Source organism: Ruegeria sp. AD6, from assembly GCF_056542325.1.
In genome coordinates this window covers 55,784-70,579 of the sequence record NZ_JBQFZQ010000008.1, presented here as the reverse complement: position 1 = coordinate 70,579, position 14,796 = coordinate 55,784, and the positions used below count along the sequence as shown (strand labels likewise).

The following is a 14,796-nucleotide window of genomic DNA, read 5'->3' as shown; positions in this document are numbered from 1 at the left end:
AACCATTCGGTCACGGGTCTTGCGAGACGGGCTGTGCAAGGCTAGGTCCATTGCAGTCAAACCGGAGGCCCCATGACGCGCACACCAGAAGAAATCAGCCAATCCCTGCTGGATGCGGCCCGCAAAGCCGGGGCTGAAGCGGCCGATGCGATTGTTATCGACGGCTCGTCGGTCTCGGTCGAAGTGCGCGGCGGGGCCCTGGAACATGCGGAACGTTCGGAAGGGACCGATCTTGGGCTGCGGGTGTTTGTCGGCAAACGGCAGGCCATCGTCTCAAGCTCTGACAATCGTCCCGAAACCCTGAACGCGATGGCCGAACGCGCCGTTGCCATGGCGAAAGAGGCCCCCGAGGACCCCTTTGCCGGGTTGGCCGATGCCGCGCAACTGGCCAATGGCTGGGACATCGACGCGCTGGAATTGTTCGACCCCACCCCGGAACCTGCCCCAGATGCGTTGATGCAGGATGCGCTTGCCGCCGAAGCCGCCGCTTTGGCCGTACCGGGCGTGTCGCAAGTGTCCGACGCCGGTGCAAGCTATGGAACCCACCGCGTTTTTCTGGCCGCCACGAACGGGTTTTCGGGCGGGTATGCGCGCAGTTATCGCTCAACCTCGTGCGTCGCCATCTCGGGCGAAGGCACGGGGATGGAGCGGGATTATGACGGCGACAGCCGCACGTTCCAGTCCGACCTGCGCGACCCGCAGGAGATCGGTCGCAAGGCGGGCGAACGCGCCGTGGCCCTTGGGGGTGCGCGCAAGCCCGAGACCGGCAGCTTTCCAGTTCTGTTTGATGAACGTATCTCATCGTCTTTGATCGGGCATTTGCTGGCCGCCAGCAACGGTGCCGCCATCGCGCGCGGGGCCTCGTGGCTGAAAGACAGCCTTGGGAAGCAGATTCTGCCCGAACATTTGTCTCTGATCGAAGACCCCAGCCGCCCGCGCATCTCGGGCTCGCGCCCCTTTGATGCCGAAGGGCTGCCGACCCGCCGCCGCGCGATTGTCGAAAACGGCATTCTGACGGGCTGGACGCTGGATCTGTCCAGCGCGCGCAAGCTGGACATGGCCTCGACCGGCAACGCCACACGCGGCGTGTCGGGGCCGCCCTCGCCCAGCAACTGGAACCTGAGCCTGACCCAGGGTGACCAAAGCCGCGCGGACCTGATCCGCGACATGGGCACCGGCCTGTTGGTGACGTCGATGATCGGTTCGACGATCAACCCGAATACCGGCGATTACTCGCGTGGGGCCTCCGGATTCTGGGTCGAAAACGGTGAGATCACGCACCCGGTCAACGAATGCACCATCGCAGGCAATCTGCACGACATGCTGAAACGGATGATCCCGGCCAATGACGCGCGGGCTTATCTGTCGCGGGTCGTCCCCTCGGTGCTGATCGAAGGAATGACGCTTGCCGGCAACTGATCTGCCACTTCTGATCGACGCAGCCCTTGAGGCCGGAAAGATCGCCACCCGCTATTCCGGGGCGCAGGCGCAACGCTGGGACAAGCCCGACGGGGCCGGGCCGGTGACCGAGGCCGACCTGGCGGTAAACGCCATGCTGGAGCAGCACCTGCCCGCAGCCCGCCCCGATTACGGCTGGCTGAGCGAAGAAACCGAGGATACGCCGGATCGGCTGAACCGCGACCGCGTCTTTGTCATCGACCCGATCGACGGCACCCGCAGCTTTGCCGAGGGTGCCCGCACATGGGCGCATTCGCTGGCCATCGCTGAGAAGGGTGAGGTCACGGCAGCGGTGATCTATCTGCCCCTGCGCGACCTGCTGTACGCCGCAGCCAAGGGTCAGGGGGCCACGCTGAACGGCGCCCCCATCCGCATCGCAACAACCGCCACGCTGGACGATTCCGAGCTTTTGGCGGCCAAACCAAACCTCGCGCCCCATCATTGGCGTCAGGGCCAGCCCCCGTCGTTCACGCGGGCCTATCGCCCGTCGCTGGCCTATCGCATGGCGCTGGTCGCGCAGGGCCGGTTCGACGGGATGCTGACCCTGCGCCCCAGTTGGGAATGGGACATCGCGGCAGGCGACCTGATCGTGCGCGAGGCGGGCGGCATCTGCTCCGACCGTGCAGGCCAACCGCTGCGCTTCAACAATGCCCATCCCCGCCTGAACGGGGTGATTGCCGCCGGGAAACCCCTGCACGACCAGCTATCCGAACAACTGGATCCCAACGGCCCCGGGATCAGCGGATGAGCAAGCCCCGCTCTCTCAGCCTTGCGGCCTATCGGGTTTTGTCGTGGGGGGTTCCCAACGGCAATGGCCAGCCCGACCTGCCGCGACCTGAAGGGGAGTTGTTGTGGATCCACATCGCAGATCAGGACCGGCTGCGGGTGATCAATCACTTCTGCCACCGTCTGCAACAGGTCCGGCCCGGCCTGTCCATCCTGCTGAGCGCACCGCCAAAGGCTGACCTGAAACGATGGGCCGAAACGCCCTATCCGCTGATCACCCTGCCGGTCGAGCACACCGGCGCGGCACGCGGGTTTCTGAACCACTGGCGTCCGAATATGGGGCTGTGGGTTGGCGGCGGCCTGATGCCCAACATCATTACCCGCGCTCAGGAACGGGGCATACCGCTGATCCTGATCGAGGCGACGCTGGAGATCGAGATCCCCAGAACCGCGCGGTGGCTGCCGGACATTTCCCGGTATACATTTGATTGCTTTGACAGAATCCTGACCAAATCCGAAGACACATCACGCCAGATCCGGCGCATGGGTGTTGCATCGGCCAAGGTTGCCGTATCTCCCCCCCTGCAGATCAGCCCCAACCCGGAACCCTGGCCCGAAGACGAGCTTATTGAGATCAATCACATCTTTTCGGGTCGGCCCGTCTGGCTGGCGGCATGGGTGCAGGACAAGGAATTCATCTCGGTTCTCAGTGCCCATCGTCAGGCGATGCGGATGCTGCCGCGTCTGGCGCTGGTGCTGCATGTGGCCGACATGCGCGAAGCCGGACCGCTGCACAGGCGGCTTGAATCGATGGATCTGCGCTGTGCCTACTGGGATCAGGGCGACAAGATCGAAGACACGACACAGGTCATTCTGACATCCGAGCCCGAAGATCTGGGCCTCTGGCAACGAGTCTCACCCGTCACATTCATGGCCAGTTCGCTTGAACGTGGCGCAGCTGGCAAGGACCCGCTTGAGACGATTGCATTGGGATCGGCCATTGTGCACGGCCCCTTTGTGCACAGCCAGCAAGAGCTTTACGATCAGTTGAAACAGGTCAAGGCGGCACGCATGGTGAAATCCGCCACCGAATTGGGCGATGCGATTGTCGAGCTTCTGGCCCCCGATCAGGCGGCGGGCATGGCCCTTGCAGGATGGCAAATGATCACCGAAGGCGCGCCGCAGGCCGACCAGTTGATCGACATGGTGCAGGAAGCGCTGGACCAGCGGAGTGCAGATGATGCGAGCACCTGAGTTCTGGAACACCGGCCCAGACAAGCTGGACCTGCGGGCGCGGCTACTGGCCCCTCTGGGCCGTATCTACGCATCGGCAACCGCGCGCCGCGTTGCATCCGATACCGGGGTCAATCCGGGCGTTCCGGTGATCTGCATCGGCAACCTGAATGCAGGCGGAACCGGAAAGACCCCCACGGCGATCTGGGTTGTGGAACAGTTGCGAAGCAACTGGCACGAACCGCATATCGTCACACGCGGACATGGCGGGTCGCTGGAAGGACCGGTGCGGGTCGATCCAAGCAAACATTCGGCCGCGCAAGTCGGCGACGAACCGCTGCTGCTGGCCATGTTTGCCGAGGTTTGGGTGGCCAAGGATCGCGCCGCCGGTGCGCGTGCTGCCGCACAAGAAGGCGCAAGTGTGATCGTGCTGGATGACGGGTTCCAGAACCCCTCGGTCGCCAAGGATTTCTCGATCATCGTGGTGGACGCGCAACGCGGGTTCGGGAACGGGTTGTGCCTGCCTGCTGGGCCTTTGCGCGAACCCGTCGATGTGGGCCTGAAACGCGCCGATCTGGTTCTGTCCCTTGGCGACGCCCCCGCGCAACAGGTATTTGCCGATCAGTGGGGCGATCAGATTTCAGTGCCGCACGCGACCGGTGTCGTCGAACCTTTGCAAACAGGAATGGACTGGGCCGGGTCGCGCGTGCTGGCCTTTGCAGGCATCGGACATCCCGAGAAATTCTTCCAGACCCTGCGCCAGCAAGGGGCCGAGCTGCTGCGGGCCGAGGCTTTGGACGATCACCAACCGCTGACGACAGCCCTTATGACCCGGCTTGAGAACGAAGCCCGGTCCTTGGGTGCCCAGATGGTGACAACGGAAAAAGATGCGGTCCGGTTGCCCGATGCCTTTCGTCGCAAGGTCGTGACCCTGCCGGTGCGCCTGCAAGTGGCAGATGCCGATTCTGTGCGCGAGATGCTGTTAAAGGCGGCACCTTCGCCCTGATGGATCCGGCCAGCCCTGAACGGGCTGACCGGGAATGGGTTTAGCTGCCAAGCTCGGCTTCGATCAGCCGCTTGAAATCCTCGTAGGACTGGTTCGACACCTTCTCGCCGTTGACGATGAAGGACGGGGTGGCCTGAATATCGTCACGCTCGGCGTTTTCCTGATACCACGCAACCAGTGTCTGGGCGCGGGTACCGTCCTGCAGGCAGGCTTCTAGCTGATCGCCATCGATCCCGGCCAGACGCCCGATCTTGCGCAGCTCGTCGACGATTTCCGGCGGGCCGCCCGCGCGGGTCCATTCGGACTGACCTTCATAGATCAGGTCGGTGATGCCAAAGAACTTCTCGGGACCCGCGCAGCGCGCAACCATCGAGGCCCACAGACCATAGCGGTCAAAATACACCTCTCGGTAGATGAACTTGACCTTCCCGGTGTCGATGAAATCCTTCTTGAGCTGCTTATACGCGCCCTGATGGAAATTTGCACAATGCGGGCAGGTATAGGATGCGTATTCGATGATCTCGACCGGCGCATCCTCGGCACCCTGCACCATTTCGACGATGGTCGAGGTGTCCAGATCGGCCTCTTGCGCGATGGCACTGCCAACCAGCGGGTTGGCCGGGGTGGAATTCGAGGTTGTCAGCCAATAGCCGCCAGCGGCGACGGCGACAGCCGCACAGATTACGGTTGCAATACGGCTCATTCTCAGCCCTTTCTCAGCGTTTCTGTTTGGATAAAACGTTGCGGCCCAAACGTTCAAGGGCAGCGCGCAAATCACCATCGTGAACATCGCGCGACACTTTGTCTGCCTCGGCCGCAATTTCTGGTTTTATTTCCGGTTTTGCGTGTTTCGGTTTGTGATCGAAACTGGCCTGCCCCTCGGCAAATCCTGTCGGAGCGGTCTGGGTGATGCGAATGCGGCTGATCGCGTTATAGCCGTATACGGCGTTCACCTTGCCGCGCAGCTGTTCCTTCTGCATCTCCAGCATCGGGGCCTGTGGGCCCGTGGTCAGCAGGGTCAGCGTCGCGCCGATCCCGCCCTTGCCATAGCCCACATTGACCGGACGCGCGATCGAGGCGGTGTCCTGCCCCACAATCTCGGCCCAGTGGGTCAACAGACGCGACACGGCAAAGCCCCGGCTTTCCCCGGCGCGCCTGATCTGGTCGTTCAGCAATGTCGCGGTCCGTTTGAACCCGCGGGTCGAAGAACGTCTGCGCTGCATCTGGTTTCCAACTCCTGCGCCGCTATTGTAATGGGCGAAACGGCAGGTGCCAGCGAAACCCGACAGAGAGTTAGATAAATCTTGCGTGACAGCCCTGAATTCGACCTGAGCGCCGCATTGCTCGACTGGTATGACCGTCACGCGCGGCACATGCCATGGCGCGTAGGGCCTGCGGATCGTGCCGCAGGCGTGCAGCCAGACCCCTATCGCGTCTGGTTGTCCGAAGTAATGCTGCAACAAACAACCGTTGCTGCCGTACGTGATTACTTCATGCGTTTCACCTCGCGCTGGCCAACCGTTCATGATCTGGCCGCCGCGCCGGATGATCAGGTGATGGGCGAATGGGCAGGGCTTGGCTACTACGCCCGCGCCCGCAACCTGCTGAAATGCGCCCGGGTCGTGGCGGATCAGCATGACGGGCGGTTCCCCGACACCTATGACGCCCTGCTGAACCTACCGGGGATCGGCCCCTACACCGCTGCCGCCATCGCATCCATTGCCTTTGACCGGCCCGAGACCGTGCTGGACGGCAATGTCGAGCGTGTCATGGCGCGGCTTTATGACATTCATGATCCACTGCCCGGATCGAAACCAGTTCTGAAGGCCAAGGCCGCCGCGCTGACGCCGGATCAGCGCCCCGGCGACCATGCGCAGGCGGTGATGGATCTGGGCGCAACGATCTGCACCCCGAAATCCCCCGCCTGCGGCATCTGCCCCCTGCGTGACCCCTGTCTGGCCCGCATCGCAGGAACGCAGGCAGAATTGCCCCGAAAGACCCCGAAAAAGCCAAAACCCACCCGCCTCGGGCATATCTACATCGCCCAGCGCCGGGACGGAGCGTTGCTGCTGGAGCGTCGTCCCGACAAAGGGCTGTTGGGCGGAATGCTGGGCTGGCCGGGCTCGGACTGGTCGGATGCACCAGCCGAGGCACCTCCGTTCCGCGCCGACTGGAACCTGCTGCCCGGCGAAGTGCGCCACACCTTCACTCATTTCCATCTGGTTCTGCGTATCTGGACAGCGGACCTGCCTGAGCAAGAAACACCAAACGGCCTGACGATACTGCCCAAACACGATTTCAAACCCAGCGACCTGCCAACCGTGATGCGCAAGGCCCACGATCTGTGGCGCGGGCAATAAGCCCGTTGTGCCCCATTGGGTCGCCCGGCTAGGCTGCCCATACCGGTTCGGAGCACGAATGATGATCACAACAGAGACCCTGACCCGCTGGCAAACGGCTCTGCCCTTCTGGGTGTCCTTTCTGCTGGTTCCCCTGATCTGGATCACAGCCATCGCAGGCGGCTGGTGGGTTCTGCTGATCCCGCTGACGACCTGGTGGGCCTTTGCCGCGCTGGACCGCCTGACCGGCCTTAACCTGGACAATGCCGATCCCGAAACGCCAGACGATGTGCTGCGTTGGTACATCCTGCTGACCAAGCTTTGGGTGCCGGTTCAGTTTGTCACCCTGTTTGGCCTGATCTGGTATGTCACGCACACCGATCACCTGTCAGGCTGGTCCAAGGTCGGGCTGTTTTTCGGTATGGGCATCCTCTCGGGTACGGTTGGCATCAACTACAGCCACGAGCTGATGCACCAGAAATCCCGGCTGGAACGCTGGCTGGGCGATATCCTGCTTGCCATGGTCCTCTATTCCCATTTCCGGTCCGAACATCTGTTGGTCCATCACCGCTATGTCGGCACTCCACGCGACCCGGTGACCGCGCGGTATAACGAGGGCTTCCACCGCTTCTACCCGCGCGTCCTGCTGCAATGCCTCATGTCCGCCTTCAAAGCCGAGCGGGACAAGCTGGCCCGCAAGGATCGCCCCTGGACCGACCCGTCGAACCCGTTCTGGCGGTATTGGGCGCTGCAAGGCGGAATGCTGGCGCTTGCGGCCCTGATCGGCGGATGGTCCGGGTTGGGGCTGTTCCTGCTGCAAGCGGGCGTGGCGATCTGGCAGTTGGAACTGGTGAACTACGTCGAACATTACGGGCTGACCCGGAAACATATCGGCGACGGGAAATACGAACATGTTCTGCCGCGCCATTCCTGGAACGCCTCGCAAAAGGCGTCAAACTGGTTGCTGATCAACCTGCAACGCCATTCGGATCACCACTACAAACCCAACCGGCGCTTTCCGTTGCTGCAAAACCACGCACAAGAGGACGCGCCGCAATTGCCCCATGGCTACCCGGTCATGACGGTGGCCGCGATGATCCCGCCCTTGTGGCGGCGCGTCATGAACCCCCGTGTGCGGGCCTGGCGGCGGCAATACTACCCCGAGATCACCGATTGGCATCCCTACAACAAGGCGCAGAACCCCCAGCCAAATGCGTGACCGCAGCGCGCCCTGCGCGCTGCCCGGCCCAACCGAAGGCGCTGCATCTTCGATGCAGCAACGACGGGCGGGAGCCCCTCAGTACGCCCAGATATCCATGGGGTCGGCCACGCCGCGCACGGCCTGAGCGCTGCGCCTAGTGAATCCTTCCATCGCGTATGCGGGGCTTTCCTGCGACGCCTGAGCCCGCAGCGCGTCACTGACCACAACGCGTGCCTTATAGTCGCGCGTCATCGCCTCAAGCTTGGCAGCGACATTCACCGCATCGCCGATCACCGCAAATTCCAAACGGTTGGCCCCGATATCACCCAACACGACCGAGCCATAGTGGACCCCGATCCCCACATGAATCTCAACCTCGCCCGCGCGACGGCGTTCCAGATTCCAGCGGTCGATCATGTCCACCATCGCCCGCGCACAGCCCAGCGCGTTGGTGGCATCCAGCGGCGTCGGGACCGGCGTGCCAAACGTGGCCATCAACCCATCACCCAGATATTTGTCCAGCGTCCCATGATGACGAAACACCTCGGTCTCCATCCGGGCATGGAACCCGCGCAGAACCTCGATCACCTCATACGGGTCGCGACCCGCCGCAAACTTGGTGAAGCCCACGATATCGATGAACAGAACCGCGATGTTTTCCTTGCGCACCTGTTTCAACGGCTCGTCATTCTGGCTGAGTTCATCGACCACATTGGGCGAGAAATAGCGCGACAGGTTCGCCCGCTCGCGCTCCAGCCCCGCATTGGTCATCAACAGCCGGTTCAGCCGCCGCATGGATACGCCCAGCGTCACCGCGACCATTACAAACACGATCACCTCCTGGATGCGCAATTCGGCCCGGAAACTGTTTGGATCCAACATTTCGGCCACATCCGGATAGCCCTGCAACGCATCCGCCACCCGCTCGCTGATCCCGGGGAAGGGGGTGGCGATCCACCAGGCAATGATCCACCCCGCAGTCCATACCCCTGCGGTCCACGACCCGATGGCAATCACCGTGCGCCAGGAATAAGCCAGCGTGCCCGCCGCCAGAATGATGAAGAAATACTGGAAATTGTCGAACCGGTACTGCATCGCCAGCGGTCGGACATCGTCGCTGAACGGGTTGGGTACGATCATGCCCAAGGTCATGATCAGCAGATCGACAAAGATCAGCAACAACTCAGCCCGCGATTGCCCCACCCGGCCCGCGCGGCGGATCAGCCAGCCATTGGCGCAGAGCAGCAGCAGGATGAAGTGATACCACAACACCTCCCACTGCGGGTTCAGATAGATCAGCAGCACCCCGGTCAGCCCCATCGCGATCCAGCGGGCGCGAACGGCCAGTTCCAGCCCCTCGCGCTTGTGCTGTTCCAGCGCGGCTTCGGTATATTTGTTGTCCAGATCGAAATTGTCGGGCCGGGTGACAAAGAACCTTTCAAAACGCGAGGGGCTGGCGCTGGTGTCTGTCATGACGGATCACTCTCGTATCAGGTATCAGAGTGATCCCATGCAACCATTCCTGCGGCCAAAACAAAAGACCCCGCCGGATGATCGGCGGGGCAAGGCGTAGTGCCATGTGTCAGGCCACAGGCACCGGCGGTTTTCGTGAATCAGTTCATTTCCGCGCGGATCTGCTGGCGCAGCACATCAATCGGCACCGTCTTGCCGTCGCGTTTGAAACACCAGTACGTCCAGCCATTGCAGGACGGCGCGTTTTCCAGATGTGCGCCGACCTGATGGATCGAGCCCTTGACGTTATCGCCCACCAGCGTCCCGTCGGCGCGCACCTTGGCCTTATGGCGCTGGTTCATGGAATAGAGCTCCTCGCCCGGGCGCAGCATGCCGCGTTCGACCAATTGGCCAAAGGGCACGCGCGGCTCGGCGCGTTTGCTGGCGCTGACCTCCAGCGCCTCACGGTCGAACTTGCGGACCTTGGAAATACGCTTCTCGGCCACCTTGCGATAGCTTTCTTCGCGCTCGATGCCGATGAACTCGCGCCCCAGCATCTTGGCAACCGCACCGGTCGTGCCGGTGCCAAAGAACGGGTCCAGAATCACATCCCCCGGATTGGTCGAGCCGATCAGAACCCGGTGCAGCAACGATTCCGGTTTCTGCGTCGGATGTGCCTTGTCGCCGTTTTCATCCTTGAGCCGTTCATGCCCGGTGCAGATCGGCAGCACCCAGTCGCTGCGCATCTGCACGCCTTCGTTCAGGGCCTTCAGCGCCTCGTAGTTGAACGTGTATTTCGCACCTTCACGTTTCGACGCCCAGATCATCGTTTCATGCGCGTTGGTGAATCGCTTGCCGCGGAAATTCGGCATCGGGTTCGACTTGCGCCACACGACGTCGTTCAGAATCCAATAACCCGCGTCCTGCAGGGCCGAGCCCACGCGGAAGATGTTGTGGTAGGACCCGATCACCCAGATCGCGCCATTGGGTTTCAGCAGACGATGCGCCGCTTTCAACCACTCGCGGGTGAATTGGTCATAAGCGCCAAAGCTTGAAAACTGATCCCAATGGTCGTCAACCGCATCCACCTGTGAGTTATCCGGGCGATGCAATTGCCCCTTCAACTGCAAATTATACGGAGGATCCGCAAAGATCAGGTCAACCGACGCCTCGGGCAGACTGTTCATCACATCGATGCAGTCCCCGGATAGGATCGTGTTTAAAGGGAGCGCTTTTGCGCCCTTTTTGGTGGTTGTTGTCATTTTACTGCCTCAAGTATCCACGGCGCTTTTGCGCTCATTTGGTTGAGACAAGGATGAGTCAAAGACGATTCGCCGTCAATTTCTTTTTTGAATCAGCGACTTACGATTTACTCTTGATACAAGATATTGTGGACAGGCTTGAACGAACGTCTATGGTGTGGGGTCACACCAAGATTTTGCAGCGCCTCCTTGTGTTGTTTTGACGGATAACCGGCATTTGTCTCCCACCCATAGCCCGGATGCTGTTGCGCCAAATCCACCATCACCTGATCGCGCCAGTTTTTGGCAAGGATCGAGGCCGCCGCGATCGACACCGATCGCGCATCCCCTTTGACAACCGCCTGCGAAGGGATTTTCAGGCCGCGCGGTATCATAATGCCATCGATCAGCAGAAAATCGGGCGCAGGGTCCAGGGCCGCCACCGCCCGCGCCATGGCCAGATGCGAGGCGCGCAGGATGTTGATCTCGTCGATTTCTTCCACCGACGCCTCGGCAACCGCAAATTCGGCGCTGTCCCGCAAGACCGTATCCAAAGCGGCGCGGCGCTTGGCGGTTAGTTTCTTGGAATCGTTCAACCCGGCGGGAATATCACCGGGGTTCAGAATCACCGCAGCCGCCACAACCGGCCCGGCCAGCGGGCCGCGCCCGACCTCATCAACACCTGCGACGCGCAGATGCCCTCGGTCCAGCAGGGCCTGCTCAAGTTCAAAATTCGGTACCATCATCCCTTTGGCAAACCGCGTTTCACGACCGACCGCAAGAAAAAAGAGAGGGCAGCTTGTGCCGCCCCCTCTCTTGCGCGGCGCTTCTTGCGGCACCGCTCCTGCTCGTGACCGATTACTGGTAAACCACGCGGTATCCTTGCTGGCGCAGGCACGCGGGTTCATACCCCCGCTTGACCTTTTTGCCGTTCCAGAAACCGACCTTGCATTGGTTGGGCAGGCTATTGGCATGTCTGTAGTGTTTCTTCAGGCATTTTGGCCCAAGCAACTGCCGGTTGGGTCCGTAGCCTTTGATGGTCCGCAGGCACCGGTGCGGCAGGTCATATCGCGCCACACGTTTCGGAACCGGACGAACATGTGGATGCACGATCTTCGGTTCCTTGTACACGTGATGATACTGGCGGCTCGGCCGATCCCTGCGCTTTTCCTTGTTATAGTGATTGACCGCCGCGCCGATGATGGCAATTGCGGCCAGCCCGCCAAGAATGTCCCCGGTATCCGCAGCCCGTGCTTGCGAGGCCGAGACGCCGGTAATGGCAATGGCGGTGGCGACGATCAGGGCGATGAATTTGCGGTGCATGATGCATGTCCTTTCGCAACTTGGGGCGGACCCGCTAAGGACCGCGAATGTGATGCCCCGACACTGGGCCCGTCCCCTTCAGACAAGCAATAACGCGCGGTTGTTATCGAATATCAGCCGCGTCTAACCCCTTATGTTATTGAATATCCCGGCCACCCATGCGCAGGATGCGGCCTATGAAACAGATCCTCTCTTCTCTGGTCATTGCGACCCTGTTATCGGTGGGCTCCTCTGCTTTGGCGGCGGATTGCTATGCCGACTACAAGGCCAAACAGGACAATCCCTTGCGCCTGCATTACGGCGTGATGCAGGTGTCTTCGTGTAAAAAAGGGCAGGCAAAGCAGGAGGTCGCGCAGCGCCTGCGCGGGTCCGGCTGGACCTTGCTGAACGTCATGTCGGTATTTGGGCCGGAAGGGTTGGATCAAAGGAAGGCCAATGCCGGAAAATTCTATCTCCGTTTCTGACGCAAGACGCTCCGGGGTTCGACTGGTCGGGCTGGGCATTGCTGCTATCCTGGTCATTCTTGTGACCGCAGCCGCATTTCTGTTCTGGACCCTGCCCGACGCCAACGCCTTCAACGCGCGGGTCGAAAGGTTGTTTGTCGAAAGCGACCTGACCACGCAGGCCGAAATCCGGCTGTTGGAGATTCTGGCCCAATCCGGCACCGCCTTTGCCGATACGCTGGCCAGCTATCGGATGGTCATCTATGTGCTGCTTGTCTTTTCCTGCGCGATGCTGATCTCGGCCTTTGTGTTTCTGGTGATGCTGGTGCTGCTGAACCGGCGCATGGCACAGATCGAACGTACCGGGATTCAGGTGACCTCGCTTTTGATCAGCCGCGAGGAAAACACGGTTTACCTCAACAACATGGACTTCAAACTGACGCCTGCCGCGATGGAAACCCTGTCCATTCTGGCCGAATCCAGGCTGGACGACGAGGTCCTGTCAGGTGCCCAGATCGAGGCGATGATCTCGGGCCGTGATGCCGCCGATTGTGACGAAGCCGCCGGGGCCACCCGGATCAAACGCCTGCGCGACGCGTTGGGTAACCAGATGGTCAGCGAATTGTTGGTCAAGAATATCGCCAAAAAGGGCTATATGCTGTCCATCGAAAAGGACGTCATCCAGATGGTGTGACCCGGCGCAGTTGAAAAACTGTGCCGTGCCCCTTGGAATAAAGACCGGAAAACCCCATTATTTTGGGACCCCATGGCAAGGGAGGTCGATCATGAACGTCCACGCCACACCAAGACCCAAAGGTTACGGAATCTCTGTCGAGCCGTTGAAAGGCAGAATTGCCATTTACCGGAACGACATTCTTCTGGCGGAAAGCCACAATGCCAAGGTGATGTATGAGACACGGCTGCCGCCCACCCTCTACATCCCGCGCGCCGATCTGTGCGTGGACCTGAGCGCAGAGACCGATTTGCAGACCTTTTGCCCGTTCAAGGGCACCGCGACCTATCATGACATCAACCTGCCGGGTGAGCATCTGGCCAATTCCGTCTGGGCCTATGAAGACGCGCTGCCGGAAAGCATCGCGATTCAGGGCCATATCGGGTTCATGCCCGGCGCCTATACCGAGATTGATCTGGGCCAGAACCAACTGCGCGAGCCTGATGACGGGAACATCAGCGGCCCCTTGATTGATTGGCTGATGCGCGGTGCCTCAACCGCCAATACGCCCGAGGCGTTTACAGAGGCGCTGGCCGAGAAAATGCTGGAACACGGGATCGCGATTCAGCGCCTCAGCATTCTGGCCTGGTCGCTTCATCCGCTGATCGTGGGCAAGCATTATATCTGGGAAAAGGATCAGGCCGAGATTCTGACCCACGCACCAACCTACGAGATCCATGACCACCCGGCGTTTATCAACAGCCCGCTGCGTCATGTTTCCAACGGGCTGGGTGGCGTGCGGCAACGGCTGAACGACGAGAACCCCCATAACAGTTTTCCGATCATGGAGGATTTGAGGGCCAAGGGCGCAACGGATTATGTGGCCATGCCGCTGCCGTTTTCGGACGGGCGCACCAATGTTCTGACCCTGACCTGCGATCACCCCAACGGTTTCACGACCGAAAATCTTGGGCTGGTTTTTGAATGCTCGGCCGTGATCGCTCGGTATTACGAAGTGTTCATGCAGCGCGAGAACGCGCAGGTTCTGCTGGAGACCTATGTCGGCAAACGATCCGGGGCTCGGGTTCTGGGCGGTGAAATCCGTCGCGGCGACGGGGATGAGATTGATGCGGCGATCATGTTCTGCGATCTGCGCAACTCGACCAGCCTTGAAGAGAAATTGGGACGTGCGGCCTATATCAACCTGCTGAATGAGTTTTTCGAAACCGTATCCGGCATTGTCCATGAGAATGGAGGCGAAGTTCTGAAATTCATCGGCGACGCTGTGCTTGCTGTCTTTCCGGCCATCGACGACCCCGCGGTCGCGCGAGAAAGCGCGCAACGCACGGCAATTGGAATTGTCGAACGACTGGGCGAGTTGCGGCAAGCCGGCACTGACACTCATTGCGATTGCTCGATCGGTCTGGCCTATGGGCGCGTGACCTATGGCAATGTCGGCTCGCGCGAAAGGTTGGATTTCACCGTGATCGGTCAGGCTGCCAATGTGGCCGCCCGGTTGGGGGAGTTCGGCAAAACCGTTGGGCACCGCATCGTTGTCTCGGAAGATATCGCACCGGCCTGCGCACATGCGCAGCCCTTGGGCGAGGTCGCGTTGCATAATGTGTCCAAACCGGTCAGATCCTATGCGTTGCGTACATCTGCAGATGACATCCTGAATTCTTAGCTTGCTCGTGCCTCGAT

Annotated in this window: 15 protein-coding genes; 9 read left to right on the top strand and 6 right to left on the bottom strand. The window is 60.9% G+C overall.

Annotated features, from left to right (window positions below):
* The first annotated feature begins 72 nt into the window (after nucleotides 1-72).
* From ACR0KJ_RS15770 to lpxK, 4 genes are read left to right on the top strand one after another with little or no spacing between them, the layout of a single operon-like run.
* Nucleotides 73-1,419, top strand: a complete 1,347-nt coding sequence (locus ACR0KJ_RS15770; RefSeq protein WP_170624619.1) for a TldD/PmbA family protein — start codon at nucleotides 73-75, stop codon at nucleotides 1,417-1,419.
* The gene (locus ACR0KJ_RS15765) at nucleotides 1,406-2,206 is read left to right on the top strand and encodes a 3'(2'),5'-bisphosphate nucleotidase CysQ (protein ID WP_170624621.1); all 801 of its coding nucleotides are present in this window, start codon (nucleotides 1,406-1,408) and stop codon (nucleotides 2,204-2,206) included. Before ACR0KJ_RS15770 ends, ACR0KJ_RS15765 begins: the two co-directional genes overlap by 14 nt.
* On the top strand, nucleotides 2,203-3,438 hold the full coding sequence (locus tag ACR0KJ_RS15760; protein ID WP_170455253.1) for a glycosyltransferase N-terminal domain-containing protein: 1,236 nt from the start codon (nucleotides 2,203-2,205) through the stop codon (nucleotides 3,436-3,438). Before ACR0KJ_RS15765 ends, ACR0KJ_RS15760 begins: the two co-directional genes overlap by 4 nt.
* Complete coding sequence (gene lpxK / locus ACR0KJ_RS15755) at nucleotides 3,425-4,423, top strand: tetraacyldisaccharide 4'-kinase (RefSeq protein WP_170624713.1); 999 nt, start codon at nucleotides 3,425-3,427, stop codon at nucleotides 4,421-4,423. The genes ACR0KJ_RS15760 and lpxK overlap by 14 nt, the downstream gene beginning before the upstream one ends.
* A gap of 40 nt (nucleotides 4,424-4,463) precedes the next feature.
* Here lpxK and ACR0KJ_RS15750 read toward each other — a convergent pair whose 3' ends face one another.
* A complete protein-coding gene (locus ACR0KJ_RS15750) occupies nucleotides 4,464-5,126 on the bottom strand; it encodes a DsbA family protein (RefSeq protein WP_170455256.1) in 663 nt (220 codons plus the stop codon).
* Nucleotides 5,127-5,139: 13 nt separating this feature from the next.
* Nucleotides 5,140-5,646: a DciA family protein gene (locus tag ACR0KJ_RS15745; protein ID WP_170455258.1), complete on the bottom strand. Its 507-nt coding sequence runs from the start codon at nucleotides 5,644-5,646 to the stop codon at nucleotides 5,140-5,142.
* Between the two features lie 81 nt (nucleotides 5,647-5,727).
* On the opposite strand from ACR0KJ_RS15745, the gene mutY reads away from it, so the two are divergent.
* Both mutY and ACR0KJ_RS15735 read left to right on the top strand, forming a co-directional pair.
* Nucleotides 5,728-6,783, top strand: coding sequence for an A/G-specific adenine glycosylase (gene mutY, locus ACR0KJ_RS15740; RefSeq protein ID WP_170455260.1), 1,056 nt, complete (start codon nucleotides 5,728-5,730; stop codon nucleotides 6,781-6,783).
* Nucleotides 6,784-6,844: 61 nt separating this feature from the next.
* A complete protein-coding gene (locus tag ACR0KJ_RS15735) occupies nucleotides 6,845-7,981 on the top strand; it encodes an alkane 1-monooxygenase (RefSeq protein WP_480627145.1) in 1,137 nt (378 codons plus the stop codon).
* Nucleotides 7,982-8,059: 78 nt separating this feature from the next.
* Here ACR0KJ_RS15735 and ACR0KJ_RS15730 read toward each other — a convergent pair whose 3' ends face one another.
* From ACR0KJ_RS15730 to ACR0KJ_RS15715, 4 genes are all read right to left on the bottom strand, one after another.
* The gene (locus tag ACR0KJ_RS15730) at nucleotides 8,060-9,436 is read right to left on the bottom strand and encodes an adenylate/guanylate cyclase domain-containing protein (RefSeq protein ID WP_480627111.1); all 1,377 of its coding nucleotides are present in this window, start codon (nucleotides 9,434-9,436) and stop codon (nucleotides 8,060-8,062) included.
* A 140-nt stretch (nucleotides 9,437-9,576) separates the two neighbouring features.
* Complete coding sequence (locus ACR0KJ_RS15725) at nucleotides 9,577-10,677, bottom strand: site-specific DNA-methyltransferase (RefSeq protein WP_170455264.1); 1,101 nt, start codon at nucleotides 10,675-10,677, stop codon at nucleotides 9,577-9,579.
* A gap of 107 nt (nucleotides 10,678-10,784) precedes the next feature.
* Complete coding sequence (locus ACR0KJ_RS15720) at nucleotides 10,785-11,402, bottom strand: ribonuclease HII (protein WP_170523819.1); 618 nt, start codon at nucleotides 11,400-11,402, stop codon at nucleotides 10,785-10,787.
* A gap of 112 nt (nucleotides 11,403-11,514) precedes the next feature.
* The gene (locus ACR0KJ_RS15715; protein WP_480627110.1) at nucleotides 11,515-11,979 is read right to left on the bottom strand and encodes a hypothetical protein; all 465 of its coding nucleotides are present in this window, start codon (nucleotides 11,977-11,979) and stop codon (nucleotides 11,515-11,517) included.
* Between the two features lie 176 nt (nucleotides 11,980-12,155).
* Here ACR0KJ_RS15715 and ACR0KJ_RS15710 point away from each other — a divergent pair, with 176 nt between their 5' ends.
* The 3 genes from ACR0KJ_RS15710 to ACR0KJ_RS15700 all read left to right on the top strand — a co-directional run bounded on the left by ACR0KJ_RS15710 (nucleotide 12,156) and on the right by ACR0KJ_RS15700 (nucleotide 14,779).
* Nucleotides 12,156-12,443 (top strand): hypothetical protein, encoded by a 288-nt coding sequence (locus ACR0KJ_RS15710; RefSeq protein ID WP_170455270.1) that lies wholly within the window; start codon nucleotides 12,156-12,158, stop codon nucleotides 12,441-12,443.
* Nucleotides 12,415-13,116 carry a helix-turn-helix domain-containing protein gene (locus tag ACR0KJ_RS15705; protein ID WP_170455272.1) on the top strand — a complete coding sequence of 234 codons (702 nt, stop codon included), beginning with the start codon at nucleotides 12,415-12,417 and terminating at the stop codon, nucleotides 13,114-13,116. Before ACR0KJ_RS15710 ends, ACR0KJ_RS15705 begins: the two co-directional genes overlap by 29 nt.
* Before the next feature lie 91 nt (nucleotides 13,117-13,207).
* A complete protein-coding gene (locus ACR0KJ_RS15700; RefSeq protein ID WP_480627109.1) occupies nucleotides 13,208-14,779 on the top strand; it encodes a DUF427 domain-containing protein in 1,572 nt (523 codons plus the stop codon).
* The last annotated feature ends 17 nt before the right edge of the window (nucleotides 14,780-14,796 follow it).

Excerpts from the sequence above, each read along its gene's own strand:
- ACR0KJ_RS15770 (WP_170624619.1), top strand. The coding sequence starts at position 73 with ATGACGCGCACACCAGAAGAAATCAGCCAATCCCTGCTGGATGCGGCC.
- ACR0KJ_RS15760 (WP_170455253.1), top strand. The coding sequence starts at position 2,203 with ATGAGCAAGCCCCGCTCTCTCAGCCTTGCGGCCTATCGGGTTTTGTCG.
- lpxK (WP_170624713.1), top strand. The coding sequence starts at position 3,425 with ATGCGAGCACCTGAGTTCTGGAACACCGGCCCAGACAAGCTGGACCTG.
- ACR0KJ_RS15750 (WP_170455256.1), bottom strand. The coding sequence starts at position 5,126 with ATGAGCCGTATTGCAACCGTAATCTGTGCGGCTGTCGCCGTCGCCGCT.
- ACR0KJ_RS15745 (WP_170455258.1), bottom strand. The coding sequence starts at position 5,646 with ATGCAGCGCAGACGTTCTTCGACCCGCGGGTTCAAACGGACCGCGACA.
- ACR0KJ_RS15735 (WP_480627145.1), top strand. The coding sequence starts at position 6,845 with ATGATCACAACAGAGACCCTGACCCGCTGGCAAACGGCTCTGCCCTTC.
- ACR0KJ_RS15730 (WP_480627111.1), bottom strand. The coding sequence starts at position 9,436 with ATGACAGACACCAGCGCCAGCCCCTCGCGTTTTGAAAGGTTCTTTGTC.
- ACR0KJ_RS15725 (WP_170455264.1), bottom strand. The coding sequence starts at position 10,677 with ATGACAACAACCACCAAAAAGGGCGCAAAAGCGCTCCCTTTAAACACG.
- ACR0KJ_RS15720 (WP_170523819.1), bottom strand. The coding sequence starts at position 11,402 with ATGATGGTACCGAATTTTGAACTTGAGCAGGCCCTGCTGGACCGAGGG.
- ACR0KJ_RS15715 (WP_480627110.1), bottom strand. The coding sequence starts at position 11,979 with ATGCACCGCAAATTCATCGCCCTGATCGTCGCCACCGCCATTGCCATT.
- ACR0KJ_RS15710 (WP_170455270.1), top strand. The coding sequence starts at position 12,156 with ATGAAACAGATCCTCTCTTCTCTGGTCATTGCGACCCTGTTATCGGTG.
- ACR0KJ_RS15705 (WP_170455272.1), top strand. The coding sequence starts at position 12,415 with ATGCCGGAAAATTCTATCTCCGTTTCTGACGCAAGACGCTCCGGGGTT.
- ACR0KJ_RS15700 (WP_480627109.1), top strand. The coding sequence starts at position 13,208 with ATGAACGTCCACGCCACACCAAGACCCAAAGGTTACGGAATCTCTGTC.